Here is a 26,913-nt window from a genome sequence, read left to right on the forward strand (position 1 = left end):
CCGCGCCGCTACCGGGCACCCCCTTCCGACCGTTCCACCCCCAGCAGAGCAGGCAGACCGCAGCATGGCCCTCGCCTTCGTCTTTCCCGGCCAGGGTTCCCAGGCCGTCGGCATGGGCCGCGACCTGGCCGCCGCCTTCCCCGCCGCGCGGGAGGTGTTCGAGGCGGTGGACGAGACGCTGAAGCAGCACCTCTCCAAGCTGATGTTCGAGGGGCCGGCGGAGGAACTGACGCTGACCGCCAACACCCAGCCGGCGCTGATGGCCGTCTCCCTGGCCGTGCTGCGCGTGCTGGAGCGCGAGGGCGGGCTCGACCTGAAGGGCAGGGTCTCCCTCCTCGCGGGCCATTCGCTCGGCGAGTACGCGGCGCTGGCCGCCGCCGGCACCTTCGACATCCCCACCGCCGCGCGCCTGCTGAAGCTGCGCGGCGAGGCCATGCAGAAGGCCGTTCCCGCCGGGGTCGGCGCCATGGCCGCGCTGCTGGGCGCCGAGGCGGAGCAGGCCCGTGCCATCTGCGGCCGCGCCGCCAAGGACCCCGCGACCGGGACGCGCGAGGTGGTGGAGGTCGCCAACGACAATGGCGGCGGGCAGGTCGTCGTCTCCGGCCACAAGGGCGCGGTGGAGCGGGCGATGGAGCTGGCCAAGGCGGAGGGCATCAAGCGCGCCGTGCCGCTGCCCGTCTCCGCCCCCTTCCACTGCTCGCTGATGGCGCCGGCCGCCGACGCCATGGGCGAGGCGCTGGAACGCGCGGCCATGGCGGCGCCGGCGATCCCCGTGGTGGCCAACGTCACCGCCGCCAAGGTGACGGACCCGGCGACGATCCGGGACCTGCTGGTGAAGCAGGTGACCGGCACGGTGCGCTGGCGCGAGAGCGTCGCCGCCATGACGGAGATGGGCATCGACCGCTTCGTGGAGCTGGGCGCCGGCAAGGTGCTGACCGGCCTCATGAAGCGCAACGCGCCGGATGCCGCCGCCCTCGCCTGCGGCACGCCCGCGGAGATCGAGGCGGTGCTGAAGGCGATCTGAGATGTTTCCTGTGCCCTCAGGCGCCGGGCGCGCGCATCCGCGCGCTTGGCTTCCGCCGCACGGGCGGCGGGCCGCCTTCGCGGCCTCGGCCCGGCGATGCCGGGCCGCTGGACCATGTCCGGTGATCAATCTGGCAACACATGGCTAGGGAGGGCGCGGCGATGTTCCGGCTCGACGGCAAGGCGGCCCTGGTGACGGGTGCGACGGGCGGCATCGGCGAGGGCATCGCCCGCGCCCTGCACGCCCAGGGGGCGGAGGTGGCGCTGACCGGCCGGCGCGAGGCGGAGCTGGCCGCGCTCGCCAAGGAGCTGGGCGAGCGCGTCCTCGTCCTCCCCGCCGACCTTTCCGACCCCGAGGCGCCGGCGGCGCTGATCGAGAAGGTGGAGGCGGAGCTCGGCGGGCTCGACATCCTGGTCAACAATGCCGGGCTGACCCGCGACGGCCTCGCGCTGCGCATGGGCGACAAGGACTGGTCGGACGTGATCGAGGTCGATCTCACCGCCCCCTTCCGCCTCGCCCGCGCCTCGCTGCGCGGCATGATGAAGCGGCGCACGGGGCGGATCATCTCCATCGCCTCGATCGTCGGCGTGACCGGCAATCCGGGGCAGGCGAACTACGCCGCCGCCAAGGCCGGGCTGATCGGCATGAGCAAGGCCCTGGCCCAGGAGGTCGCGCCGCGCGGCGTCACGGTGAACGTGGTGGCGCCGGGCTTCGTGAAGTCCGCCATGACCGATGCGCTGAACGAGGCGCAGAAGGGCGCCATCATGGGCCGCATCCCGATGCAGCGCATGGGCTCGCCCTCCGACATCGCGGCCGCCGTGGCGTACCTCGCCTCCGACGAGGCGGCGTGGGTCACGGGGGTGACGCTGCACGTCAATGGCGGGATGGCGATGATCTGACGTGGCTCTCCCGGGGGAGGGAACTCCCCCGGGACCCCCTCCTTCTTCCGGGAGTCCGCCAGGGACGCCGATCTGCGCCCGTTCCACGCGGGCGCCGCCCGCGGGTGGGGCGCAGGCCCCGCAAGGTGCGGACTCCTGAAAGAGGGAGGGGGATTCGGGGGAGGTCACTCCCCCGTCTTTTCTTGCCTGGCCCCTTTCCTGCATCCTTCGCGCCATGACCGGGCGCGAAGCCCGCGCCAGGAAACGGGAACCTCCCATGCCGAACCTGTCCCGCCGCCAGCTTGCCGGAGCCCTCGCGCTCGGGGCGGCGGCCCCCGCGTTTCTGTCCCGGCGCGCCCATGCCCAGGATCGCGGCACGCTGCGCTTCGTGCCGCATGCGGACCTGTCGATCCTCGACCCGCTCGGCTCCACGGCGAACATCGTCAAGATGCACGCCTACATGGTCTACGATACGCTCTTCGCGCTGGACGAGGGCTTCACGCCGCGCCCGCAGATGGTGCAGGACCACACGCTCTCGGACGACCGCAGGACCTGGCGCTTCCGCCTGCGCGAGGGGCTGCGCTGGCATGACGGCACGCCCGTCACGGCGGAGGACTGCGTCGCCTCGCTGCGCCGCTGGGGGGCTCGCGACGCCGCCGGGCAGCTGATGATGCGGATGACGGAGAATCTCCGCGCCGTCGACGACCGCGTCTTCGAGCTGAAGCTGACGCGCCCCTACGGCATCGTGCTGGAGAGCTTCAGCAAGGTCGCCTCCAACGTCCCCTTCATGATGCCGAAGCGGCTGGCGGAGACGGACCCCTTCACCGCCATCACCGACCCCACCGGCTCCGGCCCCTTCCGCTTCGTGCGTGGCGAATGGGACCCGGGCAGCAAGGTGGTCTACGAGAAGTTCGACGGCTACGCCCCGCGCGCCGAGGCGCCCTCGGCCTTCGCCGGCGGCAAGGTCGTGAAGCTGAACCGCGTGGAGTGGGTCACCATCCGCGACCAGCAGACGGCGATGGGCGCCTTGCAGAGCGGTCAGGTCGATCTGTGGGAGGCGCCGATCATGGACCTCCTGCCCGTGCTGAAGGCGATGCGCGGCGTGCAAACCCGCGTCATCAACAAGACGGGCACCCAGGGGCAGATCTACTTCAACCACACCATCCCGCCCTTCGACAACGCGAAGGCGCGGCAGGCGATGTTCTGGCTGACGAAGCAGGAGGACTACCTCCAGGCGATCAGCGGCAATCCCGACTACTACCGCACCTGCGCGTCCTTCTTCGCCTGCGGCACGCCGATGGCGAACGAGGCCGGCAGCGAGCCGCTGCTGCACCCCAACGCCGAGAAGGCGAAGGCGCTGTTCCGCGAGGCGGGGTGGGACTTCGCCCAGCCGATCGTGCTGCTCGACCCGGTGGACGAAGGCATCGCCCATCCGGCGACGCTGGTGACGGCGCAGGCGATGCGCGCGATCGGGCTGAACGTGGATGCGCAGGCGCTGGACTGGGCGACGGCGCTGCGCCGGCGCAACTCCACCACGCCCGTGTCGCAGGGCGGGTGGAACATCCTGCACTCGTATAACAGCACCATCGGCATGTCGACGCCCGTCTGGAGCGTCGCCTATTCCGGCGCCTGCGACAAAGGACTCTTCGGCCAGCCCTGCGACGCGAAGCTGGAGGACCTGCGCCTCGACTGGGCGCTGGCCGAGGGGCGCGATGCCCAGCTCGCGATCGCGAAGGCGTACCAGGAGCGCGCCTTCGAGACGGGGCACCACGTCCCGCTCGGCCAGTGGACCAGCTACATCGCCCATCGCAACGCGGTGACGGGCATCCTGGACTCGCTCGACGTCTCCGTCTTCTGGAACCTGGAGAAGACGGCATGACCCCGCTGCTGCCCTTCGCGGCCGCGGAGTTCGAGGGCCGCCGCGCCGCCACCCTCGCCCTGATGGCGCAGCGCGGGCTGGATGCGCTGATCCTCACCTCCTCCGAGAACATCTACTACCTCACAGGCTTCGGCTCGCTGGCGTACGCCGGCACGGCGCTGCTGCTGGGGGCGGACGGCACGGGCGTCTGGGTGATCCGCCGCACGGAGCTGAGCAACATCCGGGCGCTCAACGCCGAGCTCTGGGCGAAGGAGGGCGTGGGCGTCGCGGACGGGCAGGAGTTCGGCACCGTCCTGCGCGACACGCTGCGGGAACGCTTCCCCGCCGCGCGGCGGATCGGGATCGAGCTGGGCTCGGTCAAGGCCAGCCTCGCCAGCTTCCTCGGCATCACCGAGACAGGCTTCGCCTGCGAGAACGTCTCCGGCCTGGTGGAGAGCCTCCGCCGCGTGAAGAGCCCGGCCGAGATCGCCCTGCTGCGCCGGGCCGGGCACATCGTCGCCACGGCCTGCCGCGAGGGCTACGAGGCGCTGCGCCCGGGGATGACGGACAGCGAGCTGGCGGCGGTGGTGACGGCCGCGCTGATCCGCCACGGCTCCGACCGCATCGCACAGATGCCCAATGTCTGCGCCGGCCCGCGCACCGCCCGCGCCCATGTCACCTGGTGCGGCGAGACGATCCTGCCGGGCGAGGTGGTGAACGTGGAGCCCGCCGCCTCGGTGCGCGACTACACCACCCCGGTCTATCGCATGGCCTCGCTGGGCGAGCCGCCGGAGGAGGCGCGGCGCATGTTCGCCGTCTGCCGCGAGGCGCTGGACGCCGGCTATGCCGCCGTGCGCCCCGGCATGACCTCCCACGAGGCGGCGCGCGTCTTCGAGACGGTGATCGAGAAGGCCGGCTATGCGGAATACATGGTCACCCGTCCCGCCTACAGCATCGGCGGTTCCTTCCCGCCCGGCTGGGGCGAGGACGACGTCGCCGCCATCCGCCGCAACAGCGACATGGTGCTGGAGGCGGGCATGTGCTTCCACGTCGTGCCCTGCCTCTACAAGGACGGGCTGGGCTGCATCGCGGCCAGCATGCCTTCCGAGCTGACGGCGGAGGGCTTCCGCCCGCTGGCGGACGACACGGTGGAGTGGGGCGTGCGGTAGCGGCGCGTTTCCCTTCCTTCCCTGATCGGGAATCGCACAAACTCCCGCCGGCAGCGAACGGGAGGCTGACTATGGCAACAGGCGAGCGGGACGGGTTCCCCGTCGCGGGGAGAGGCTGGCTTGGACGCTGGCTGGTGGCCCTGCTGCTCCTGGCGGGACTGGCCCCCTCGGCGCTGGTCCCGTCGGCGCGGGCCCAGCAGGTCCCGGACATCGTGCGGCGCTCCACGCAGGAGACCTTCGCCGATTGCCGTGGCGCCGGCGGCCGCCCCAGCGCCGGGCGCGAGTACCAGACGGTCGTGGACCTCAACGGCGACGGCATCCCGGACTACATCCTGGACCTCTCTGGCCTGAACTGCGCCGGGGCGGAGAGCTTCTTCTGTGGCTCCGCCGGCTGTCCCGTCTCGCTCTTCCTCTCTACCCCACGTGGCCATGTCGCCGAACACCTCGGCCATGTGCAGGGCTGGGAGCTCGACCGGGCCGCCTCGCCCCCGGTGATGAAGCTGATGCTCCACGGCGGCGGCTGCGGCCGCGCGGGTGCCGATGGTTGCGAGCGCCGCATCGCCTGGAACGGACAGCGGATGGCGGCCCTCGGCGCCCCGCCACCGGCGGGCCGCCGCCCCTCTCCGGCCCCGCGGGAACCGGCCGCCGCCCCGGGTGCCGGCGGTTGGGAACTCCGCGACATTCCCGGTCGCACCCCCGCCGCCATGGTGCAGGGGCCGCAGGGCTCGGCGGTGACGGGTCTCGCGCTGACCTGCAACGGAGAGGTGCCCATGGCGGTCTTCACCCTGCGCGCCCGCCCGCCCTGGGATTCGGTGACGGTGGGCTTCGCCGGTTCCGCCGGCCGGGCAGAGGTGCCGATCCGCCCCCAGGCCAGCGACCGCACCCGCGGCGCCCATGTCTGGGTCGCCGACCTGCGCGGCTCCACCCTGCCGCGCCTGCTGGCCGCGCCCGGAAGCGGACTGCGCCTGACCATGAACGGCGGACAGCAGGGCACGCTGGGCCTGCGCAACGCGCGAGAGGCCGTGCGGGCGGCGCTCGCGCCCTGTCTGCGCCTCTGAATGCGCGTGCGCCCGTTCCCCGGGGGCAAGGCTCTGCCTCGCCCCCGGTCCCCCACTCCGCCAGGACCCTGCGGGCCCTGGACCCGGTGGGCGCTGCCGCGCGGATGATTGCGATGGGGTCGAGGCGCCGAGGAGCCATGCTCCTCGGCGGGTACGGCCGCCCTCGCTGACGCCTATGACGCTTTTTCAGAGTCCCGCCTGTCCGAGCTCCGTCAGGGTTCAGCCCAGAGGCTGCCGGCAGCCGCGCAGCACCAGACTCCCAGTGGGGTCCGGGGCCCGCTTGTGGCCCCGGCAGGGGAGGGTCCGGGGTGGGGATCGACGCACGGCGTCGATGCCGCAGGCCGGCATCTCCTCCCGGTCCGCCGCCGGAACATCCGACACGGAGGTCGGGCCCCACATGGGCGCGGGTCCGGCTTCCGTGTCGTTCCGATGAACTTCGTCTTCCGCCACCGGCCGCGTGGCCCGGCGGCGTGGGGTGCGTGCTAGGGCCGCGCCGGGAGCGGCCGGCCTCCGGGCGGGCCGCTTCCGCCGACCGTTCCGGGGCATCTGCCGGCGCGGCGGCGATCCGCCCCCAGCCGGAGACGACGGCATGGCCTTCCTGTCCCACCCCGCCGCCCCGCCCGCCGCCGGGCGCTGGGCATGAGCGCAGCCTCCCTGGCCCTCGTGGCCTGCCTCCTGCTGGTCGCGGTCAACCTCGGCAGCCTGGCCCTGGCGGCGCTGCGGCTGCGGCCGCGCCCCCGCCTGCCGCGTCCGCCGGCAGGGACCGAGCCGGTCAGCATCGTCCGCCCCGTCTGCGGCGCGGAGCCCTTCCTGGCGGAGACCCTGGGCAGCGGCTTCCGCCTCGATCACCCGGCCTACGAGCTGGTCTTCTGCGCCGCCCGGGCCGACGATCCGGCGGTGCCGGTGGTGCGCCGGCTGATGGCGGCGAATCCCGCCATCCCGTCCCGGCTGCTGCTGGGCGACGACCCGGTCAGCGGCAATCCCAAGCTGAACAACTGCGTCAAGGGCTGGCGAGCGGCCCGGCACGACTGGGTGGTGCTGGCCGATTCCAACGTGCTGATGCCGCCCGACTACCTCCAGCGCCTGCGGGCGGCGTGGCGGCCGGACAGCGGGCTGGTCTGCTCCACCCCGCTGGGCACCCGCGCCCTGGGCTTCTGGGCGGGGATCGAGGCGGCCTTCCTCAACACGCTCCAGGCCCGCTGGCAGTATGCCGGCGAGCGGCTGGGCCGCGGCTTCGCCCAGGGCAAGAGCATGCTGTGGCACCGCCCCACCCTGGAGTCGCTGGGCGGCATCGCCGCGCTGGGGGCGGAGATTGCCGAGGACGCCGCCGCCACCAAGCTGGTGCGCCGGGCCGGGCTGCGGGTCCACTTGGTGGACGACCCCTTCGCGCAGCCGCTGGGCCGCCGCACCGCGGCGCAGGTCTGGAGCCGGCAGGCCCGCTGGGCACGGTTGCGCCGGGTCACCTTCCCGGGGCTGTTCCTGCTGGAGGGGCTGGTCAGCGCCATCCTGGCCGCGCTGCTGGGCATGCTCGCGGCCGGGCTGTCCGGCCATCCCGCCTGGGCGGCCGCGGCCAGCATCCTGCTGCTCTCCTACGGGGCGGAGGCGTGGCTGGCCCGGAGCAAGGGGTGGGAGGCACCGTGGTGGCTGCCGGCCGCCGCGCTGGTGCGCGATGCCATGGTGCTGGGCCTGTGGGTGCACGGCTGGGCCGGGGACCGGGTCACCTGGCGCGGCAACACCATGGACGTGCAGACGGCGGCGCTGAGCCCGGGCGGGGAGGGCGGAAGCGGGCGCTGAACGCTCCCGAACGGGTCGATCCGCGCGGGGGCGGGCCGGCCTGTGCATCCCCGGGGCGGAACGGTCGCCGCTTCCGGGCTGCGTCCCGGGACCACCGCCCTGGGGGACCACCACCCCGGGGCGACCCTCGGGCCATGGCGCGACGGGCACGGCGCGCCGGGGTTCCGCCAGGTGCGCCGGGGCGGGCGCGGCCGCCGCGACAGCCCCGCCACACCCCGCGCCGATCATGGCGGAAGCGTGGCGGGGGCGTGGCTCTATCCCCTAGGCCACCCCTGACTTCCATGTTAAGGCCGCCGCCCGCGCGGGACGGCAACTTCGGGCTTTCCCGTGCGATCCGGGTTTCTGGCGGGCGTTGCCCAGCCGCAGGAGAAGAGAACCGCGCATGAGCGACACCGCCGACAAGGTGAAGAAGATCGTCGTCGAGCATCTCGGCGTCGAGGAGTCGAAGGTGACCGAGGGCGCCTCCTTCATCGACGACCTGGGCGCCGACAGCCTGGACACGGTGGAGCTGGTGATGGCCTTCGAGGAGGCCTTCGGCGTGGAGATCCCGGACGACGCGGCCGAGAAGATCACCACCGTCGGCGACGCCATCAAGTACATCGAGGAGCACAAGGCCGCCTGATCCGGGCGGCCTGGGCCTGAGTCAAGAAACGGGAGAAGCGCCAAGGTGTTCGGTCAGCTCTCTGCGCCCCGGCGCGTGGTCGTCACGGGCATGGGCATTGCCTGCCCGCTCGGCGTGGGCGTGGAGAAGGTGTGGCAACGGCTGCTCGCCGGCGAAAGCGGCATCGGCGCCATCCAGTCCTTCGACGTGAAGGACCTGCCCGCGAAGATCGCCGGGCAGGTTCCGGCCGGCACGCGGGAGACGGGGGGGCTCGACCTCGCCGAATGGGTCCCGGTGAAGGACCAGAAGAAGATGGACCGCTTCATCCATCTCGCCATGGTCGCGGCCACCGAGGCGGTGGAGGATAGCGGCTGGGTTCCCCAGACCGAGGAGGATCGCTGGGCCACCGGGGTCATGATCGGCTCCGGCATCGGCGGGTTGCCGGCGATCTACGATGCCTCCGTCCAGGTCAGCCAGGGCCGGGCCAAGCGCCTCTCGCCCTTCTTCATCCCCTCCGCGCTGATCAACCTGGCCTCCGGCCACGTCTCCATCCGCTACGGCTTCAAGGGCCCCAACCACGCGGTGGTCACCGCCTGCGCCACCGGCGTGCACGCGATCGGCGACGCGGCGCGGCTGATCTCCTTCGGCGACGCGGACGTGATGGTCGCGGGCGGCACGGAGGCGGCGGTGAGCGAGATCGGCATGGCGGGCTTCTGCGCCTCCCGCGCGCTCTCCACCGGCTTCAACGACCGCCCGACCGAGGGCTCCCGCCCCTGGGACAAGGACCGCGACGGCTTCGTCATGGGCGAGGGCGCGGGCGTCCTCGTGCTGGAGGAGCTGGAGCACGCGAAGAAGCGCGGCGCCAAGATCTACGGCGAGGTGATCGGCTACGGCATGTCCGGCGACGCCTATCACATCACCGCCCCGGCCGAGGGCCATGACGGCGCCTACCGCGCCATGAAGGCCTGCCTGAAGTCGGCCGGCATCGTCCCCGCCGACATCCAGTACATCAACGCCCACGGCACCAGCACGCCGATGGGCGACGACCTGGAGCTGGAGGCGGTGGAGAAGCTGTTCAACGGCGATGCGGACAAGGTGGCGATGTCCTCCACCAAATCGGCGATCGGCCACCTGCTGGGCGCCGCCGGCGCGGTGGAGGCGGTCTTCTCCCTGCTCGCCATCCGCGACGACGTGGCGCCGCCGACGCTGAACCTGGAGGAGCCCTCGCGCCCCAGCGTGATCGACCGGGTGCCGCTGGTGGCGCAGGAGCGGCCGATCGAGGTGGCGCTGTCCAACTCCTTCGGCTTCGGCGGCACCAACGCCTCCATCCTGTTCCGCGCCGCGCCCTGACGGGCGCGGGGGGCCTGTTCCGCGCCGCAGCCTGACGGGCGCGGAGGCCCGTTCCACGCCACGTCCCAAGGGTCCGCCCGCAGCCGGGACCGGAGCGGCTCCTCGCGACAGCGTGGCCGCCCGGCCACCCTTGCGGAGCCGCCTCCGCCATCCCATCCGGGGGTGAGATGCGCCGACTGTTCCGCTTCCTCCTGATCCTGGTGCTGGTCGCCGCCCTCGGCGCCGGCGGTGCCGCCTGGTGGGGCTGGCGCAGCTACCAGGCGCCTGGCCCGCTGGCCTCGCCCACCGCCGTGGTGGTGCCGCGCGGCGGCACCGCCGCCATCGCCGAGGCGCTGCAGGACCGCGCCGTCATCGCCGATCCGCGCGCCTTCTCCCTGGCGGCCTGGCTGACGCGGCAGGACGGCCCGCTGCGCGCCGGGGAGTTCCTGTTCCCCGCCAACAGCTCGCTGCGCGAGGTGCTGGCCGTGCTGCGCACCGCCCGGCCCGTCCAGCGCCGCCTGACCATCCCCGAGGGGCTGACGGCGCGCGAGATCGCCGCGCTGGTCGGGCGCGCCGAGGGGCTGACCGGCGACACCCCGCCGCTCGACGAGGCGGAGATCCTGCCGGACACCTATGCCTACCAGTGGGGCGACGCCCGCGCGCCGCTGCTGCGCCGGGCCGGGCAGGCGATGGAGCGCTTCCTCGCCGAGGCCTGGGAGAAGCGGGAGGCCGGCCTGCCCCTCGCCTCCCCACGCGAGGCCCTGATCCTGGCCAGCATCGTCGAGCGCGAGACGGGCCGCGCCGACGAGCGCGCCCGGGTCGCCGGCGTCTTCATCAACCGCCTGCGCCGGGGCATGCCCCTGCAATCCGACCCGACCGTGGCCTATGCCGCGGCCGATGGCGGGCCGCTGGACCGGCCGCTGACCCGGGCCGACCTGGACCGCGACCACCCCTTCAACACCTACCGCGTCCGTGGCCTGCCGCCCGCGCCGATCGCCGCTCCGGGGCGGGAGGCGGTGCTGGCCGTGCTGAACCCGGACAGGACGGAGGAGCTCTACTTCGTCGCCGATGGCTCCGGTGGCCATGCCTTCGCCCGGACGCTGGAGGAGCACAACCGCAACGTGGCCCGCTGGCGCGCCCGCAACGCCGCCAATCCCTGACGCCATGTCCCGATGACCCTGTCGGGCTGGCCGCTGTGGTGGCGGCTGCTGCTGATCTCGGCGCTCTGGGGCTCGGGCTTCCCGCTGGTCCGCTATCTGGCAGGAGAGATGCCGCCCTTCGCCCTGGCCTGCGCCCGCGGCAGCATGGCAGCGACGGGCATGCTCGTCTGGGTGATCGCCAGCGGGGCGCTGCGCGGCTACCGCCCCGCCATGCTGGGCCATGCCCTGGTGCTGGGAACCACCAATGGCTGGCTGCCCAACGTCATGACGGCGACGGCGCTCGGCAGCATCCCTTCCGCCCAGGCGGCGCTGATCCAGTCCGCCTCGCCGCTCTTCATCGGCGTGCTGGCGGCGCTGCTGCTGCCGCGCGAGAGGCCCGGCCTGGCGGCGGTGGCGGGGCTGCTGACGGGCTTCGCGGGCATCGCCCTGATCATCGGGCCGGCCGCGCTGGCGCCGGGGGCCGATCTGGCGGGCGGGCTGCTGATGCTGGCCACCGCCGCCTCCTACGCCATCGGCACCGTCTACACCCGGATCATGATGCCCGGGGTCGCGGCCCAGCTCGCCCTTGGGCAGCAGACGGTCTCGGCCCTGGGGGCGGGCACGCTGATGTGGACCGTGGAGGGGGGCGCCGCCGGGCTCGCGCAGCCCTGGAGCATCTGGCTGGTGCTGCTGGCGACGGGAGTGCTCGCCTCCGCCGTCCCGGTGACGATGTTCACCGGCCTGATCCAGCGGGCGCGCGCCACCGATGCCGCGATGGTCGGCTACCTGCAGCCGGTCTTCGCCGCCCTGCTGGCCGCCCTGGCCCTGGCGGAATGGCCGGAGCCGCGCATCCTGCTGGGCGGATCGGTCGTCCTGCTGGGAGTCTGGCTGACCACCCGGCCAGGCAGTCCGACGGGCTGAGCCGCCGCGCATCGGCATGATGCGACGCAACCGTGCGGGACGGCGGCGGTTGCTGTGGCCATGATCCCTGTCAGACCTGACCCAGCGGCCGATCCCGCGGCCGGCAACTTGTCCTGGCGCTTCGCGGCCGCGTCCCGGGCCCGGTCCGCCGAGGGCGCCGCTTCACGCCCTGTTTAGCCGGGCACCGCTTTGGTCCGGCCGCGGCCGGCGACACTCTCGTCCCCTCCCCTCCCCCGTCGATCGCCTCGCGGTCGGCCACAAGCCGAAGACAGCGACCCCATGACCGACGCCAAGCCGTCCGTATTTCCGCTCTACTACCTCCACCCGCTGCTCGCCGGCCCCCTGCCGGCCTGGGAGCCGGAGCTGGAGCGCATCGCCGCCCTGGGCTTCCGGGGCGTGGCCATCCCGCCGGCCTTCCGCCCGGGTCAGGCCGGCGAGCTCGGCCGGGTCGCGGATTACGACGAGCCGCATCCGGGGCTGGGGGTCGCGGGCGACGGGACCGCCGCCGTGGCCGCGATCGCTGCCGCCTGCCGCCGGCACGGCCTCTCGCTGGTGATGGACCTGTCGCCGGACCAGGTGGCGGCGGATGGCGCCATGGCCGCCGCGCATCCGGAGTGGTTCCGGGTCGCAGAGGCCGCCTATACTGATCCTCGCCTGTCGCCCGAGGACCGCGCCCTGGCTCTTTCCCAGGGCTTCCCGGACGGGCTGGCCGCCTGGTGGGAGGCGCGGCTGCGCGCCTGGGCGGAGGCCGGGGTGGCGGGCTTCCGCGCCCTGCACCCGGAGCGGCTGCCGCCGGAGGCGTGGCGCCGGCTGATCGCCGCAGCGCCGGGCTGCGCCTTCCTCGCCTGGACGCCCGGCCTGCCCCTGCCGGCCGCTGCCGCGCTCGGGGAGGCCGGCTTCGCCCGGCTCGCCTCCTCCGCCGCCTGGTGGGACTTCCGCGCCGGCTGGCTGATGGCCGAGCACGGCGCCCTCGCCACCGCCGCGCCGTTGCTGGCCTTCCCCGAGGCGCCCTTCGGCCCGCGTCTCGACGCCGGGGAGGGCGATTCCGGCCTGCGGGAGCGCGCCGCCCGCCGGGCGCTGCGCTTCGCCGCCGCCTTCGGCGACGGGCTGCTGGTGCCGATGGGCTTCGAGTTTGGCGCGAGCGCGCCGCTTTCCCCCGCCGCCGGCTCGCCCGAGGAATGGGCCGCGCTGCGGCGGGCTGCGCCCTATGACCTGTCCGACGGGCTGGCCGAGGCGAATGCGCTGGCGGCGAAGCTGGCGCCGCTGGCCGGCGGGGCGATGCTGCCGCTCACCGGCCCGGATGCGCCGGTGGCGGCGATCCTGCGGCTGGAGGGCGGCGATCCCCGCACGGCGGGGCAGGGCGTGGTGATCCTGGCCAATCCGGCCCTGCGGGTGGCCGGCGCCGTCTCGCCCGAGGCGTTGCTGCCCGAGGCGGGCGGCGCCCTGGGGCCCTTCCGCATGCTGGGCGAGGCGGAGGCCGCGCCGCTGCGCCCCGGCGTGCCGCTGCTGCTGGAGGCGGGGGAGGTCCGGCTGCTCGCCGCCGGCCCGGCCACGCCGATCGAGCGGCCGGAGCGGATGCGCCCCACGCCGGACGAGGCGGTGGAAGCGCCGCGCGTCGCCATCGAGGCGGTGACGCCGCTGGTCGATGGCGGCCGCTTCCCGGTGAAGCGCATCGTGGGCGAGGCGGTGCTGGTGGAGGCGGACGTCTTCACCGATGGGCACGGCAAGCTGGGGGTGGCGCTGCTCTGGCGCGCGGCGGACGAGCCGGGCTGGCAGCAGGTGCGGATGGCCTTCCTCAACAACGACCGCTGGGCGGCGAGCTTCCCGCTGGAGCGCCAGGGCCGCTACGAATTCGCCGTCGAGGGCTGGGTGGACGTCTTCGCCACCTATCGCGACGAGCTGCAGAAGAAGCACGCCGCCGGGATCGACGTGACGCTGGAGCTGGAGGAGGGCCGCCGCCTGGTGGCCGCCGCGGCGGAGCGCGATGCCGGCGAGCTGGGCAGCGCGCTGGCGGCACTCGCGGCGCGGCTGGCCGAGGGCGACAACGCGGCCCGGGTGGAGGCCCTGCTCGCCCCCACGACAGCGACCCTGATGGCCGAGGCGGACGACCGGCCGCACCGCGTGCGGCAGGAATCGGCCGGGCTGGTGGAGGCGGAGCGCACCGCCGCCCGCTTCGCGAGCTGGTACGAGATCTTCCCGCGCAGCCAGAGCGGCGATCCCGGCCGCCACGGCACGCTGGACGACGTGATCGCCCAGTTGCCGCGCATCCGGGCCATGGGCTTCGACGTGCTCTACTTCCCGCCGATCCACCCGATCGGGCGGAAGAACCGCAAGGGCCGCAACAACACCCTGACCCCCGGGCCGGAGGATGTCGGCAGCCCCTATGCCATCGGCTCCGAGGATGGGGGGCACGACGCGCTGCACCCCGCCCTGGGCACGCTGGACGACTTCCGCCGGCTGCGCGAGGCGGCCGAGGCGCATGGGCTGGAGCTGGCGCTGGACTTCGCCATCCAGTGCTCGCCCGACCACCCCTGGCTGCGCGAGCATCCGGAATGGTTCGACTGGCGCCCGGACGGGACGATCAAATACGCCGAGAACCCGCCCAAGAAGTACGAGGACATCGTCAACGTCGACTTCTACGCCGAAGGGGCGAAGCCGTCGCTCTGGGTCGCGCTGCGCGACGCCGTGCTGTTCTGGGTGGAGCAGGGGGTGAAAACCTTCCGCGTCGACAACCCGCACACCAAGCCCCTGCCCTTCTGGGAATGGATGATCGGCGACATCCGGGCGAAGCACCCGGACACGCTGTTCCTGTCGGAGGCCTTCACCCGGCCCAAGGTGATGTACCGGCTGGCGAAGGTCGGCTTCTCGCAGTCCTATACCTACTTCACCTGGCGCAACACCAAGGCGGAGCTGCGCGACTACCTGGTGGAGCTGAACACCACCGCGCCACGCGACTTCTTCCGCCCGCACTTCTTCGTCAACACGCCGGACATCAACCCGCTCTTCCTGCACCACAGCGGCCGGCCGGGCCACCTGATCCGCGCGGCGCTGGCGGCGACGCTCTCCGGCCTTTGGGGCGTCTACAACGGGTTCGAGCTGTGCGAGGCGACGCCCGTCAAGGAAGGGAAGGAGGAGTACCTCGACAGCGAGAAGTACGAGATCCGGGCCTGGGACCACGACCGCCCTGGCAACATCATCGCCGAGATCACCCGGCTGAACGCCATCCGCCGGGCCAACCCGGCGCTGCATAGCCACCTGGGCGTCGCCTTCCACAACGCCTGGAACGACAACATCCTGTATTACGCGAAGGCGAATCCGGACCGTTCCAACGTGCTGCTGGTCGCGGTCAGCCTGGACCCGTTCCAGCCGCAGGAGGCCGACTACGAGCTGCCGCTGTGGGAATGGGGCCTGCCCGACCATGGCAGCCTGGAGGTGGAGGACCTGATGCGCGGCAACCGCTTCACCCTGACCGGCAAGCACCAGCGCCTGCGGCTGGACCCGGCCGACCTGCCCTTCGCCATCTGGCGCGTCCGCCCCGCGGGCGCCTGACGGCACGACCCTGGAGTACGCCCGAACGATGTCCCAGGCCCAATCGCCGGACTCCCCGACCGCCGCCCCCTCCGGGGCCAGCCCGTCCGGCGCCGGACCGGCGGCGACCATCCTCGCCGGCACCGCGCCGGCCCCTGGCCCGGCGGGGGAGCAGGACCCGCACTGGTACCGCGACGCGGTCATCTACCAGCTGCACGTCAAGAGCTTCTTCGACAGCAACAATGACGGGGTGGGCGACTTCCCCGGCCTGCTGCAGAAGCTCGACTACCTGCAGGAGCTGGGGGTGGACACCCTCTGGCTGCTGCCCTTCTACCCCTCGCCGCGCCGCGACGACGGCTACGACATCGCCGAGTACCGCGACGTCAGCCCGGATTTCGGCACGCTGGACGACGCGCGGCAGTTCATCGAGGAGGCGCACAAGCGGGGCTTGCGCGTCATCACCGAGCTGGTGATCAACCACACCAGCGACCAGCACCCCTGGTTCCAGGCGGCGCGCAAGGCCCAGCCCGGGGACCCGATGCGCGACTACTACGTCTGGTCGGACAACGACCAGCTCTACTCCGGCACGCGCATCATCTTCCTCGACACGGAGAAGTCGAACTGGACCTGGGACGAGGAGGCGAAGGCCTATTTCTGGCACCGCTTCTTCAGCCACCAGCCGGACCTGAACTTCGACAACCCGCGCATCATGGTCGAGGTGCTGAACGTCATGCGCTTCTGGCTGGACGCGGGGGTGGACGGGCTGCGCCTCGACGCCGTGCCCTACCTGATCGAGCGCGACGGCACGAGCAACGAGAACCTGCCCGAGACGCACGAGATCCTGAAGACGCTGCGCCGCAAGCTGGACGAGGAATACCCCGACAAGATGCTGCTGGCCGAGGCCAACATGTGGCCGGAGGACACCCAGCAGTATTTCGGCGAGGGCGACGAATGCCACATGGCGTTCCACTTCCCGCTGATGCCCCGCATGTACATGGCGATCGCGCAGGAGGACCGCTTCCCGATCACCGACATCCTGCGCCAGACCCCGGACATCCCGGAGGGCTGCCAGTGGGCCATCTTCCTGCGCAACCACGACGAGCTGACGCTGGAGATGGTCACCGACAAGGAGCGGGACTACCTCTGGAACACCTATGCCGCCGACAAGCGGGCGCGCATCAACCTGGGCATCCGCCGCCGCCTCTCGCCGCTGCTGCAACGCGACCGGCGGCGGGTGGAGCTGATGAACGGGCTGCTGCTCTCCATGCCCGGGACGCCGGTGATCTACTACGGCGACGAGATCGGCATGGGGGACAACATCCACCTGGGCGATCGCGACGGGGTGCGCACGCCCATGCAGTGGTCGCCCGACCGCAACGGCGGCTTCTCCCGCGCCGATCCGGCGGAGCTGGTGCTGCCCGCGATCCAGGACCCGCTCTACGGCTTCCAGGCGGTGAACGTCGAGGCGCAGTCGCGCGACGCGCATTCGCTGCTGAACTGGACCAAGCGGATGCTGGCCACCCGCAAGCGCAGCCAGGCCTTCGGCCGCGGCGCCATGCGCCTGCTCTACCCCGGCAACCGCAAGGCGCTGGCCTATCTGCGCGAGTACGAGGGGGAGACGATCCTGTGCGTCTTCAACCTCTCGCGCTCGGCCCAGGCGGTGGAGCTGGACCTCTCCGCCTTCGCCGGCCGGGTGCCGGTGGAGATGCTGGGCGGCACCGCCTTCCCCGCCGTGGGGCAGCTGAACTACCTGCTGACCCTGCCGCCCTACGGCTTCTACTGGTTCGTGCTCGCCGCCGAGCAGGCGCTGCCCGCCTGGCACACCACGGCGCCGGAGCCGCTGCCGGACTTGCGCACCCTGGTCCTCCCCTCCACCGCCACCAGCCTCGGCCCGGCGCAGCGGCGGGAGCTGGAGCGGGAGGTGCTGCCCAGCTACCTGCCCAAGCGCCGCTGGTTCGCCGCCAAGGGCGAGGCGCTGGAGGCGGTGGAGCTGAAGGCGATGGCCCCCTTCCCTGGCGCCCGCTACGTTCTCTTCGCCGAGGTCGAGGCGAGGCTGCCCGGCCGCGTCGAGCGCTACTGCCTGCCCATGGCGGCGGTGGAGGATGACGACAGCGCCAGCCCGCTGGCCTACCAGCTCGCCCTGTCGCGGGTGCGCCAGGTGCGGCGGGTCGGCTACCTGACGGACGCCTTCGCCTCGGACGACTTCGCCCATGCCGCCATCGCGAACTTCCGCGCCGGCGCCACGACGCAGAGCGAGGAGGGAGAGATTCGCTTCCTCGGCAGCCAGCAGCTCGCCTCCGTCGAGATGCCGGAGGCGCCGGAGATCCGCCGCCTCTCCGCGGAGCAGTCGAACTCCTCGATGATCGTGGGCGAGCAGGTGGTGCTGAAGATCCTGCGCAAGCTGGCACCGGGCATCCATCCGGAGGCGGAGATGACCCGCCACCTGACGGAGGCCGGCTTCCAGAACATCGCGCCGCTGCTGGGGGAGGTGGTGCGCACCGGTCCGGACGGCACGCCCGTCACGCTGATGCTGCTCCAGGGCTTCGTGCGCAACCAAGGCGATGGCTGGGCCTGGACGCTGGACTGGCTCTCCCGCGCGCTGGACGATGCCGCCCTGGCGGAGCAGGCGCCGGAGGGCGTCCTGGCCGGCTACCTGGCCTTCGCCCGCGCCCTCGGGACGCGGCTGGGCGAGCTCCACGCGGTGCTGGCGCGGCCCAGCGAGGACACGGCCTTCGCGCCGGAGCCGGCGGGGGCGGAGGACCGGATCGCCTGGGCCGACGGCGCGCTGGAGCAGCTGGAGCCGGCGCTCGACCTGCTGGAGCGGCAGGCGGAGTGGCCGGACGAGACCACCGCCGCCATCGCCGCGGGGCTGCTGCAGCGCCGGCAGGCCCTGCGGGAGCGGGTGCGCCGGCTGGCCGAGGCCGCGGCGGGCGCGCTGAAGACGCGGGTGCACGGCGATTTCCACCTGGGCCAGGTGCTGGTGGCGCAGGGCGACGCGGTGATCGTGGACTTCGAGGGCGAGCCGGCCCGGCCGCTGGAGGAACGGCGCGCCAAGGGCAGCCCGCTGCGCGACGTCGCGGGCCTCATGCGCTCCTTCGACTATGCCGCCTCCGTCGCGGGGCAGGATCACGGGGGGGCCGGCGCGGCCCCGGCCGAACGCAAGCAGGCGCTGCTGGAGCGCTTCCGGGACGAGGCCTGCGCGGCCTTCCTGGACTCCTATCGCGCAGTGGAGGCGGAAGCCATGACGCACTGGGTCCCCGAGGGAGGGGAGAGCGCGCTGCTCGACCTGTTCCTCATCGAGAAGGCCGCCTACGAGATCCGCTACGAGGCGGCGAACCGCCCCGCCTGGATCGGCGTGCCGCTGCGCGGCCTGGCCGACATCGCCGACCGGCTGGTGCCGCATGGCGGGTGAGGCGGAGATCGCCGCCCTGGTGGAGGGGCGGCACGGCGATCCCTTCGCGCTGCTCGGCCGTCACGGCGACGTCGTGCGCAGCTTCCAGCCCGGGGCCGAGGCGGTGGAGGTGCTGCCGGAGGATGGCGACCCCGTGCCGCTGGAGCGCATCCACCCGGCCGGGCTCTTCGCCGGCGCGGTGCCGCCGGGCCCCTACCGCCTGCGCATCCGCTGGCCGGGTGGGGTGCAGGAGACGGAGGACCCCTATGCCTTCGGCCTGCTGCTCGGCGATCTGGACGTCTACCTGTTCGGCGAGGGCCGGCACCGCGAGCTGGGGAAGGTCTTCGGCGCGCAGGCGCTCACGGTGGACGGCGTTCCCGGCGTGCGCTTCGCCGTCTGGGCGCCGAATGCGCGTCGCGTGGCCGTGGTGGGCGAGTTCAACGCCTGGGACGGGCGGCGGCATCCGATGCGCCGGCGCGGCGTCTCGGGCCTGTGGGAGATCTTCGTCCCGCGCATCGGCCCGGGCACGCGCTACAAGTACCAGATCACGGCGCCGGACGGCGCGGTGCTGCCGCTGAAGGCGGACCCGATCGCCCTGGCCGCGGAGCATGCCCCGGCCACCGCCTCGGTCGTCGCCGCGCCGGAGCCGCCGGAATGGACGGACGGCGAATGGATGGCCTGGCGCAGCGCCGCGCATTCGCCGCATGCGCCGATCGCCATCTACGAGGTGCATGCCGGCTCCTGGTGGAAGACCGAGGACGGCCGGGAGCCCGACTGGGACACCCTCGCCGACCGGCTCATCCCCTATGCCGCCGGGCTGGGCTTCACCCATCTGGAGCTGCTGCCGATCACCGAATACCCCTTCGGCGGCTCCTGGGGCTACCAGCCGCTGGGCCTCTTCGCCCCCACCGCGCGGCTGGGCCCGCCGGAGGGCTTCGCGCGCTTCGTGGATCGTTGCCACGCGGCGGGCCTGGGCATCATCCTCGACTGGGTGCCGGCGCATTTCCCGACCGACCCGCATGGCATGGGCCGCTTCGACGGCACGGCGCTCTACGAGCACGCTGATCCGCGCGAGGGGTTCCACCAGGACTGGAACACGCTGATCTACAATTTTGGCCGCGACGAGGTGCGCGGCTTCCTGATCGCGAGCGCCCTGCACTGGCTGGAGCATTTCCACGTGGATGGGCTGCGCGTGGATGCGGTGGCCTCGATGCTGTACCGCGACTACTCGCGCAAGGCCGGCGAATGGGTGCCGAACCAGTATGGGGGGCGCGAGAACCTGGAGGCGGTGGCCTTCCTGCGCGAGCTGAACGGCATCGTGCACGAGCGCTGCCCGGGTGCCATGGTGATCGCCGAGGAATCCACCGCCTGGCCGGGGGTGACGAAGCCCGTCTGGGAGGGCGGGCTCGGCTTCTCCTACAAGTGGAACATGGGGTGGATGCACGACACGCTCCACTACATGCAGGAGGACCCGGTCAACCGGCGCTGGCACCATGGCCAGATGACCTTCGGCCTGGTCTATGCCTTCTCGGAACGCTTCGTCCTGCCGCTCAGCCATGACGAGGTGGTGCACGGCAAGGGCTCGCTGCTCGGCAAGATGCCCGGCGACGACTGGCAGAAGCGGGCGAACCTGCGCGCCTATCTCGGCTTCATGTGGACGCATCCCGGCAAGAAGCTGCTCTTCATGGGCGGCGAGCTGGCGCAGCCCACGGAGTGGAACCACGATGCGCAGCTTCCCTGGCAGCTGCTCGACGATCCCGCGCATCGCGGCGTGCAGAGCCTCGTCCGTGACCTCAACCGCGCCTATCGCGGCTGGCCGGCCCTGCATCGCTTCGACGCGGAGCCGCGCGGCTTCCGCTGGGTGATCGGCGACGATGCCGACCAGAGCGTCTTCGCCTATCTGCGCGAGGGCGAGGGGGGCGAGGCGCCGGTGCTGGTGGTCTGCAACCTCACCCCCGTGCCCCGCCAGGGCTACCGCATCGGCGTCCCCGGCTGGCGACATGGCGAGGGCGACGTCACCTGGTGGCGGGAGGTGCTGAACACCGACGCCCTGGACTACGGCGGAAGCGGGGTGGGCAATGGCGGCGGCGTGGCGGCGGAGCCCCTGCCCAGCCACGGCGAGGGACGCTCCCTCTTGCTGACCCTGCCCCCCCTGGCCACCCTGGTCCTTTCGCCAGGAGTCCCCGTGGAGCATGCTCCCGCCGTCGCTACCTAAGCGCCTCCTCCCCGGGCGGCCCGATCCGCTCGGGGCGCAATGGGACGGGCTGGGAATCAACTTCGCCGTCTTCTCCGCCCATGCGGAGAAGATCGAGCTCTGCCTGTTCAGCGATTCCGGCCGCAAGGAGCTGGCCCGGTTCCCTCTGCCGGAATGCACCGACGAAGTCTGGCACGGCTACCTGCCCAATGCGACGCCGGGCATCGTCTACGGCTACCGCGCCTACGGCCCCTACGAGCCGCAGCGCGGGCACCGCTTCAACCCGAACAAGCTGCTGCTCGATCCCTATGCCCGCAAGCTGGTGGGCACCATCGCCTGGTCGGACGTGCTCTACGGCTACCGGCCCGGGGCTGGGCGGACGGACCTGTCCTTCGACCGCCGCGACAGCGCCGCCGCCATGCCCAAGGCCCTCGTGGTGGACGAGAGCTTCTCCTGGGGCGACGACCGCCGCCCCGACGTGCCTTGGTCCGACACGGTGATCTACGAGGCGCATCTGCGCGGCCTGACCATGCGGCGCGACGACATCCCGCAGCCGTCGCGCGGCACCTTCGCCGGGCTGGCGCATCCGCGCGTCATCGAGCACCTGCAGCGCCTGGGCATCACCGCGGTGGAGCTGCTGCCGATCCATGCCTTCGCCCAGGACCGCTTCCTGGTGGAGCAGGGCCTGCGCAACTACTGGGGCTATTCCACCCTCGGCTTCTTCGCGCCGGAGCAGGCCTATCTCGCCAGCGGCTCGCTGCGCGAGATCAAGATGGCGATCCGCCGGCTGCACGCGGCGGGCATCGAGGTGATCCTCGACGTCGTCTACAACCACACCTGCGAGGGCGACGAGCGCGGCCCCACCCTGTCCTGGCGGGGGCTGGACAATGCCAGCTACTACCGCCTCCTGCCGGACGACGAGCGGCGCTTCATCAACGACACGGGCACCGGCAACACGGTGAACCTGTCGCATCCGCGCGTGCTGCAGATGGTGATGGACAGCCTGCGCCACTGGGTCACCACCTTCCGCGTGGATGGCTTCCGCTTCGACCTCGGCACCATCCTGGGACGGGAATCGCACGGCTTCGACGCCGGCTCCGGCTTCTTCGACGCGATCCGCCAGGACCCCGTGCTCTCGCGCGTGAAGCTGATCTCCGAGCCCTGGGACATCGGGCCCGGCGGCTACCAGCTCGGCAACCATCCGCCCGGCTTCGCCGAGTGGAATGACAAGTTCCGCGACGGGGTGCGCCGCTTCTGGCGCGGCGATGCGGGGATGCGGCCGCAGCTCGCGGCGCGGCTCAACGCCTCCTCCGGCATGTTCGACCGCAGGCGGCGGCAGCCCTGGGCCTCGGTCAACTACGTGGCCTCGCATGACGGGCAGCCGCTGCAGGACGTCGTCTCCTACGAGCAGAAGCACAACCTGGCCAACGGCGAAGGCAACCGCGACGGCCATGGCGAGAACTTCTCGCGCAACTGGGGCGTGGAAGGTCCGAGCGACGACCCGGAGATCCGGGATGTCCGTGCCCGGCTGAAGCGGGCGATGCTGGTCACCGTCTTCGCCGCCGCCGGCACGCCGATGCTCCTGGCCGGCGACGAGGCCTGCCGCACCCAGCGCGGCAACAACAACGCCTATTGCCAGGACAACGACGTCTCCTGGCTGGACTGGAAGCTGGCCACCAGCCCGGAGGCGCAGAGCCTGGCCGGCTTCGTCGCCCGGCTCTCCGCCGCGCGGCGCCGCCTGGCGACGCTGCGCCAGCGCCGCTTCCTGCACGGCCTCACCGAGCCCCTGCCCGGCCTGCGCGACCTGGAATGGTTCGATGCCGACGGCACGCCGATGCGGCCCGATCTGTGGGACGATCCGGAAGGACGCACCCTGGCCATGCGCCGCGCCGTGCCGCTGGAGGCGGGCGGCGTGGAGGTCAGCCTGCTGCTGCTCAACGCCGGGGAGGAGGCGGTGGATTTCGTCCTGCCGGAGCCGCGCCAGGGCTGGACGTGCCTGCTCGACAGCGCGGCGCCGGAGGCACAGGAACGTGCGATCGGCACGGAGGAGACAACCCTCGCCGTCGGCAGCCGTTCGGCCATGCTGCTGGTCGCGAGAACGGACTGAATGACCACCTTCGCCCTCGACCTTCCCTGGGGCGCCAACCTGCTGCCCGATGGCACGGGCACGCGCTTCCGCCTCTGGGCGCCCTCGGCAGGCTCCGTCTCGCTGGAGGTGGAGGGGCGCGCGCCGCTGCCCATGCGGGCGGAGGGCGAGGGCTGGTACGCCGTGACCGCCCCGGTGGGCGCCGGGGCGCGCTACCGCTACCGCGTCGCGCCCGACCTCGCCGTGCCCGACCCGGCGGCACGCGCCCAGGCGGGCGAGGTGCACGATCCGAGCCTGGTGGTCGATCCGCGCGCCTATCGCTGGAAGAACCCTGGCTGGCGCGGCCGCCCCTGGCACGAGACGGTGCTCTACGAGCTGCATGTGGGCGCGCTGGGCGGCTTCGCCGGGGTGGAGCGCGACCTGCCGCGACTGCGCGACCTCGGCATCACGGCGGTCGAGCTGATGCCGATCGCCGATTTCCCCGGCGAGCGGAACTGGGGCTATGACGGGGTGCTGCCCTTCGCGCCCGCCTATGCCTACGGCACGCCGGACGCGCTGAAGTCGATGATCGACACCGCCCACGGGCTGGGGCTGATGGTGTTCCTCGACGTCGTCTACAACCATTTCGGCCCGGACGGCGCCTATCTGAACGCCTATGCGAAGCCCTTCTTCGACGCGGGCACCCACACGCCCTGGGGCGCCGCGATCGACTTCACCCGCCCCGCCGTGCGCGACTACTTCGAATCCAACGCGCTCTACTGGCTCCAGGAGTACCGCTTCGACGGGCTGCGCTTCGACGCGGTGCACGCCATCGCCGAGCAGGACTGGCTCGACACCCTCGCCGCCCGCATCCGGCGCGAGATCGAGGCCGAGACCCCCGGCCGCCACGTCCACCTCGTGCTGGAGAACGAGCGCAACGCCGCGCACCACCTGCGCCCCGCCCCCGGCGCGCCTGGCTTCGACGCGCAGTGGAACGACGACGGCCACAACATCCTCCACCCGCTGCTGACCGGCGAGAGCGAGGGCTACTATGGCGACTTCCACGCGGGCGGCGCGGAGAAGCTCGCCACCGCGCTGCGCGAGGGCTTCCTGTTCCAGGGCCAGGATTCGCCCCATCTCGGCCATCCGCGCGGCGAGCCCAGCGCGCACCTGCCGCCCACCGCCTTCGTGCTGTTCCTGCAGAACCACGACCAGGTGGGCAACCGCGCCATGGGCGAGCGCCTTGCCACCCTGGCCGATCCCCAGGCGCTGCGCGCCGCCACCGCGCTGCTCCTGCTCTGCCCGCAGATCCCGATGCTGTTCATGGGCGAGGAATGGGCCGCCACCGCACCCTTCCTGTTCTTCACCGGCTTTCTCGGCGCGGAGCTGGCCGAAGCGGTGCGCGACGGGCGCCGCAAGGAGTTCGCGAAGTTCGCCGCCTTCCAGGACCCGGAGCGGCGCACGCGCATCCCCGACCCGAACGAGGAGGCCACCTTCCGCGCCTCCATCCCCGACCCGGCGGAGGCGGAGCAGGGCGAGCACGCGGCCATGCTCGCGCTGCACCGGCAGCTCCTCGCGATCCGGCGCGACCGGATCATCCCCCGCCTACCGGGGGCGACGGCGCTGGACGCCGCAGCGATGGGCGAGGCGGCGGTGGTCGCGCGCTGGCGGATGGGCGATGGCGCGGTGCTGACGCTGGCGGTCAACCTCGGCCCCGAGCCGGCCGCGGCCCGGGTGTCGGGGGACCTCCTCTTCGAGACGGAGGCCGGTGCCGCCGCCGCCCTCGCCGCCGGCCGGCTGCCGCCGCGATGCACCGTCGCTTTACTGGCCCCGCCGCAGGATGCCGCCCCATGAGCCGCGACGCCGATCCCCTCGCGCCCGACCTCCTGGCTCTGGCCGGGGCGGCGGGCCTCGCCACCCGCTGGCGCGACGTCCGTGGCGAGGAGCGGGGCGTCGCGCCCGATACCGTCCGCGCCGTGCTGGACGCGCTCGGCCTGCCCAGCGACTCGCCGGCGCAGGTCGCGGCCAGCCGGGAGCGGCTGGCGGAGGAATCGCGCCTGCCCCCCCTCTGCACCGCCGTTGCCGGCCAGCCGGTGCTGCTCGGCCTGCCGGGCACGCCCGACTTCCATCTGGTGCAGGAGGACGGCCACACCCTCGGCGGCCGGGCGGAAAGCTGGGGCGAGCGGCTGGTCCACCTGCCCGTCTCCCCGCCCCCCGGCTACCACCGCCTGACCATCGGCGGGCTGGAGACCATCCTGGCCGTCGCGCCGCCGCGCTGCTTCGCGCTGGAGGCGGCGGCGCCCGTCCGGGACGGCGCCCGCCCCTGGGGCCTGGCGGTGCAGCTCTACGGGCTGCGGCGGGAGGGCGGCGGCGGGCTGGGGGACTTCGCCGCGCTGTCGGAATTCGGCCGTGCCGCCGCCGCGCGCGGCGCCGATGCGCTGGCGATCAGCCCGGTGCACGCGCAGTTCTCGGCCGACCCGGACCGCTTCTCGCCCTACTCCCCCTCCTCGCGCCTGTTCCTGAACGTGCTGCATGCCGACCCGGCGACGCTGGGCGGGCCGGCCCTGCGCGTGGCCCTGGTGCGGAGCGGGTTGGCGGAGGAGTTCGCCCGGCTGGAGGCGCTGGACCTCGTGGACTGGCCCGCCGCCGCCCACGCGCGGCTGGCGCTGTTCCATGCGCTGTACGACGACTTCGAGGGCAGCCCGGAGTTCGACCGCTTCCGCGCCGCAGGCGGCGAGGCGCTGGAGCGCCATGCCACCTTCGAGGCGCTGCACGCCCATCTCTATGGCGCCGACCCGTCGCGCTGGCACTGGCGCGACTGGCCCGCGGAGTACCGCGACCCATCCGGGCCGGGCGTGGCGCGCTTCGCCCGGGAGCAGGCGCGGGAGGTGATGCGCCACGCCTTCCTGCAATGGCTGGCCGATCGCGGGCTCGCGGCGGCGCAGGCGGCGATGACCGGTGCCGGGGCGCGGGTGGGGCTGGTCGCCGACCTCGCCGTGGGGACGGATGGCGGCGGCAGCCATGGCTGGAGCCGGCCACGCGAGATGCTGCACGGGCTGAGCGTCGGCGCGCCGCCGGACATCTTCTCGCCGCTGGGCCAGGGCTGGGGCCTGACCGCCTTCTCGCCGCGCGGGCTGAAACGGGGGGGCTATGCCGCCTTCCTGGAGATGCTGCGCGCCGCCATGCGCCATTCCGGCGGGGTGCGGATCGACCACGTGATGGGCCTCGCCCGGCTCTGGCTGATCCCGGACGGCGCCTCGCCGATGGAGGGCGCCTATCTCCACTACCCGGTGGACGACCTCCTGCGCCTCGTCGCGCTGGAATCGCACCGCCACCGCTGCATCGTGGTGGGCGAGGATCTCGGCACCCTGCCCGACGGCTTCCGCGAGCGGCTGGACGGCGCCGGCGTGATGGGGCTGCGCGTGCTGTGGTTCGAGCAGGAGACGGATGGCCGCTTCATCCCGCCCTCGCGCTGGTCCCCCGGCGCGGTGGCTGTGACCACCACCCACGACCTGCCCACCGTCGCCGGCTGGTGGCGCGGTCGCGACATCGCCTGGCGCGCGGAGCTGGGCCTGCTGGGCGCGGGCTCCGACGGCGGCATGCAGCAGGCGGAACGGGCACGCGACCGCGCGAACCTCTGGCAGGCCATGCGCGACAGCGGCGCGGCCCGGGGCGAGCCCCCCGCCCCGGAGGACGGCACCCCGGTCGCCGATGCCGCCGCCGCCCATATCGGCCACGCCGCCTGCGCCCTGGCGCTGCTGCCCATGGAAGACGCACTGGCGCTGGTGGAGCAGCCCAACCTGCCCGGCACGACCGAGCAGCATCCGAACTGGCGCCGGCGCCTGCCCGGCCCGGCGGCGAGGTTGCTGGATGACCCGGGATGCGCCGCGCGGCTGGCAGCCCTGGCCGACGCACGCACCAGCCCAGGCTAAGCCTTTTCAGCGGCTTGCCTGGTCTTCGTTCT

The 26,913-nt window shown here is 73.0% G+C and carries 16 protein-coding genes; all 16 read left to right on the forward strand.

The features are described from left to right. The first annotated feature begins 64 nt into the window (after nt 1–64). The 16 genes from fabD (at nt 65) to malQ (ending at nt 26,881) form a co-directional block, all read left to right on the forward strand. Nucleotides 65–1,024 (forward strand): ACP S-malonyltransferase, encoded by a 960-nt coding sequence (gene fabD, locus LPC08_RS14690; protein ID WP_230448993.1) that lies wholly within the window; start codon nt 65–67, stop codon nt 1,022–1,024. A 161-nt stretch (nt 1,025–1,185) separates the two neighbouring features. Further along, entirely contained in the window at nt 1,186–1,923 is a 738-nt protein-coding gene (gene fabG / locus LPC08_RS14695; protein ID WP_230448994.1) for a 3-oxoacyl-[acyl-carrier-protein] reductase, read from the forward strand. Between the two features lie 256 nt (nt 1,924–2,179). After that, nucleotides 2,180–3,781: an ABC transporter substrate-binding protein gene (locus tag LPC08_RS14700; protein ID WP_230448995.1), complete on the forward strand. Its 1,602-nt coding sequence runs from the start codon at nt 2,180–2,182 to the stop codon at nt 3,779–3,781. After that, nucleotides 3,778–4,929 carry a M24 family metallopeptidase gene (locus LPC08_RS14705; protein WP_230448996.1) on the forward strand — a complete coding sequence of 384 codons (1,152 nt, stop codon included), beginning with the start codon at nt 3,778–3,780 and terminating at the stop codon, nt 4,927–4,929. Before LPC08_RS14700 ends, LPC08_RS14705 begins: the two co-directional genes overlap by 4 nt. 134 nt (nt 4,930–5,063) lie before the next feature. After that, nucleotides 5,064–5,987 carry a hypothetical protein gene (locus LPC08_RS14710; protein ID WP_230448997.1) on the forward strand — a complete coding sequence of 308 codons (924 nt, stop codon included), beginning with the start codon at nt 5,064–5,066 and terminating at the stop codon, nt 5,985–5,987. 639 nt (nt 5,988–6,626) lie between these two features. Then, nucleotides 6,627–7,781 carry a ceramide glucosyltransferase gene (locus tag LPC08_RS14715; protein WP_230448998.1) on the forward strand — a complete coding sequence of 385 codons (1,155 nt, stop codon included), beginning with the start codon at nt 6,627–6,629 and terminating at the stop codon, nt 7,779–7,781. 382 nt (nt 7,782–8,163) lie between these two features. Continuing rightward, complete coding sequence (locus tag LPC08_RS14720) at nt 8,164–8,403, forward strand: acyl carrier protein (protein ID WP_230448999.1); 240 nt, start codon at nt 8,164–8,166, stop codon at nt 8,401–8,403. A gap of 45 nt (nt 8,404–8,448) precedes the next feature. Beyond that, complete coding sequence (gene fabF / locus LPC08_RS14725) at nt 8,449–9,732, forward strand: beta-ketoacyl-ACP synthase II (protein ID WP_255702274.1); 1,284 nt, start codon at nt 8,449–8,451, stop codon at nt 9,730–9,732. A 167-nt stretch (nt 9,733–9,899) separates the two neighbouring features. Continuing rightward, complete coding sequence (gene mltG / locus LPC08_RS14730; RefSeq protein WP_230449000.1) at nt 9,900–10,871, forward strand: endolytic transglycosylase MltG; 972 nt, start codon at nt 9,900–9,902, stop codon at nt 10,869–10,871. 12 nt (nt 10,872–10,883) lie between these two features. Beyond that, a complete protein-coding gene (locus LPC08_RS14735) occupies nt 10,884–11,771 on the forward strand; it encodes a DMT family transporter (RefSeq protein WP_230449001.1) in 888 nt (295 codons plus the stop codon). Nucleotides 11,772–12,050: 279 nt separating this feature from the next. Next, nucleotides 12,051–15,320: a maltotransferase domain-containing protein gene (locus LPC08_RS14740; protein ID WP_230449002.1), complete on the forward strand. Its 3,270-nt coding sequence runs from the start codon at nt 12,051–12,053 to the stop codon at nt 15,318–15,320. Nucleotides 15,321–15,348: 28 nt separating this feature from the next. After that, entirely contained in the window at nt 15,349–18,711 is a 3,363-nt protein-coding gene (gene treS, locus LPC08_RS14745; protein ID WP_230449003.1) for a maltose alpha-D-glucosyltransferase, read from the forward strand. After that, entirely contained in the window at nt 18,701–20,905 is a 2,205-nt protein-coding gene (gene glgB, locus LPC08_RS14750; protein ID WP_230449004.1) for a 1,4-alpha-glucan branching protein GlgB, read from the forward strand. Before treS ends, glgB begins: the two co-directional genes overlap by 11 nt. Further along, nucleotides 20,883–22,991 carry a glycogen debranching protein GlgX gene (gene glgX, locus LPC08_RS14755; protein WP_230449005.1) on the forward strand — a complete coding sequence of 703 codons (2,109 nt, stop codon included), beginning with the start codon at nt 20,883–20,885 and terminating at the stop codon, nt 22,989–22,991. Before glgB ends, glgX begins: the two co-directional genes overlap by 23 nt. After that, nucleotides 22,992–24,803 (forward strand): malto-oligosyltrehalose trehalohydrolase, encoded by a 1,812-nt coding sequence (gene treZ / locus LPC08_RS14760; RefSeq protein WP_230449006.1) that lies wholly within the window; start codon nt 22,992–22,994, stop codon nt 24,801–24,803. Further along, nucleotides 24,800–26,881: a 4-alpha-glucanotransferase gene (gene malQ / locus LPC08_RS14765; RefSeq protein WP_230449007.1), complete on the forward strand. Its 2,082-nt coding sequence runs from the start codon at nt 24,800–24,802 to the stop codon at nt 26,879–26,881. Before treZ ends, malQ begins: the two co-directional genes overlap by 4 nt. Nucleotides 26,882–26,913: the final 32 nt, after the last annotated feature.

This window comes from Roseomonas sp. OT10, assembly GCF_020991085.1.
Taxonomy (GTDB): Bacteria; Pseudomonadota; Alphaproteobacteria; order Acetobacterales; family Acetobacteraceae; genus Roseomonas; species Roseomonas cutis.